At 64.5% G+C, this 1,997-nt stretch carries 1 protein-coding gene and 1 pseudogene; both read left to right on the forward strand.

Features of this window, described 5'->3' with window-relative positions; genetic code table 11:
* Window positions 1-208: 208 nt before the first annotated feature.
* A pseudogene (locus tag RZR99_RS32695) lies at window positions 209-1,739 on the forward strand (type VI secretion system Vgr family protein); the annotation flags it as partial.
* A gap of 6 nt (window positions 1,740-1,745) precedes the next feature.
* Window positions 1,746-1,997: bacteriophage T4 gp5 trimerisation domain-containing protein (locus RZR99_RS33535; RefSeq protein ID WP_407655550.1), on the forward strand; the 252-nt coding region annotated here is incomplete at its 3' end.

Here is a 1,997-nt window from a genome sequence, read left to right on the forward strand (position 1 = left end):
ACCACGGGAAGCTCGACGAGCGTGACCGGATCGAGCATGTCGACGACCGGCAGTTCGACGAGCACCGTGGGTTCGAGTGTGTCGACGACCGGCAGCGACATATCGGTCACGGGCTTCGCCTACTCCTACACGGGCGTCAGTTACTCCGAGGTGGGCGTGGATCTGAAGAAACTCGGCATGCAGGTGAAAAACTGATGGGAGAGCCTGCATGCGTCTGATCGAACTGCGCAGCGACGCGTTGGCCCCGAGCTGCATCGCGCTCGGCCTGACGGTCCATGAGCATTTTTCACGGGAGCCGTCGTACCGGCTCGACGTGCTGAGCCGCGATCCGGAGCTGGACTTCGACGCGCTGCTGGGCACGCCGCTGTCGGCCGACATCGACCTGGGCAACGGCACGGTGCGGACCTTCAGCACCTATGTGTTCGGCGGCTACGACACCGGTCAATTGAGCGGGCAGTACACCTACACGCTCGACCTGAGAAGCTGGCTGTCGTTTCTGGAGGAAAACCGGAACAGCCGGATCTTCCAGAACCTGACGGTGCCGGAGATCGTCGAGCAGGTGTTCCAGGGGCATCAGCGCACGGACTACCGCTTCGAGCTGGAAGGCGCCTACGAGCCGCGCGAATACTGCGTGCAGTTTCAGGAAACCGATCTGAACTTCGTCAAGCGGCTGCTGGAAGACGAGGGCATCTACTTCTGGATCGAGCACGAGACGGATCGGCACGTGGTGGTGATGTCGGACACGCAGCGTTTCGACGATCTGCCGTTTCCGTATGGGCAGCTGGAATATCTGCCCGACGGAGAGGAAGCGCGGGCGATCCAGGGGCGCGAAGGGGTGCAGCGGCTGCAGCGGACGCGGCGGGTGCGCTCGAACAACGTCGCGCTGCGCGATTTCAACTACTGGGTGCCGTCGAACCGTCTGGACAGCGATGCGCAGACGCCGCCGGAGCCGGCGCTGTCGGGCGTGCCGCTCGAATACTACGACTACGCGGCCGGCTATCAGGATCAGCAGAACGGCGAACGCCTCGCGCGGCTGCGACTGGAGGCATTCCAGGCGGACGTGCATGAGTTGGCGGGCGAAGCGAACGCGCGCGGTCTGGCGACCGGCGGGGCCTTCACGCTGGTCGGCTATCCGGCCGCGAGCCGCAATCGCCGCTACTACGTGATCGACAGCGAGCTGTCGTTCGTCCAGGACGGCCCGGACAGCACGTCGCAAGGGCGCAACGTCGCGGTGAAGTTCCGCGCGCTGGCCGACGACCAGCCGTACCGGCCGCTGCTCGTGACCAAGCGGCCGAGGGTACAGGTTATCCAGAGCGAGAAGGAGGTTGGGCCGCAGGTTTCGGAGGTCTACACCGACAAGCTCGGGCGCATCAAGGTGCATTTCCACTGGGACCGCTACAAGACCGTGGAAGCCGACGCATCGTGCTGGATCCGCGTATCGCAGGCATGGGCGGGTAAGGGCTGGGGCGTGCTGGCGATGCCGCGTGTCGGCCAGGAAGTGATCGTCACTTACGTGGATGGCGATCTCGACCGGCCGCTCGCGACGGGGATCGTCTACAACGGCGAGAACCCGACGCCGTACGACCTGCCGAAAGACGTCCGGTATACGGGGCTGGTATCGCGTTCGATCAAGCAGGCGGGACAAGTGCAGAACGCGAGCCAGCTGACGTTCGACGACCAGCGCGGGGCGGAGCGCGTGATGATCCACGCCGAACGCGACATGCAGCAGACCGTNGTATACGGGGCTGGTATCGCGTTCGATCAAGCAGGCGGGACAAGTGCAGAACGCGAGCCAGCTGACGTTCGACGACCAGCGCGGGGCGGAGCGCGTGATGATCCACGCCGAACGCGACATGCAGCAGACCGTCGAGCGCAACAGTTCGACAGCGGTCGGACAGGATCTGAATGTGTCGGTGGAGAGCACGTCGACCTCGGTCACGGGGATCTCCGTCAGCTTCACGGGGATTTCGGTGTCGTACACGGGCTTGTCGGTGAGC

The sequence above is a fragment of the Burkholderia alba genome (genome assembly GCF_034721475.1).
GTDB lineage: Bacteria > Pseudomonadota > Gammaproteobacteria > Burkholderiales > Burkholderiaceae > Burkholderia > Burkholderia alba.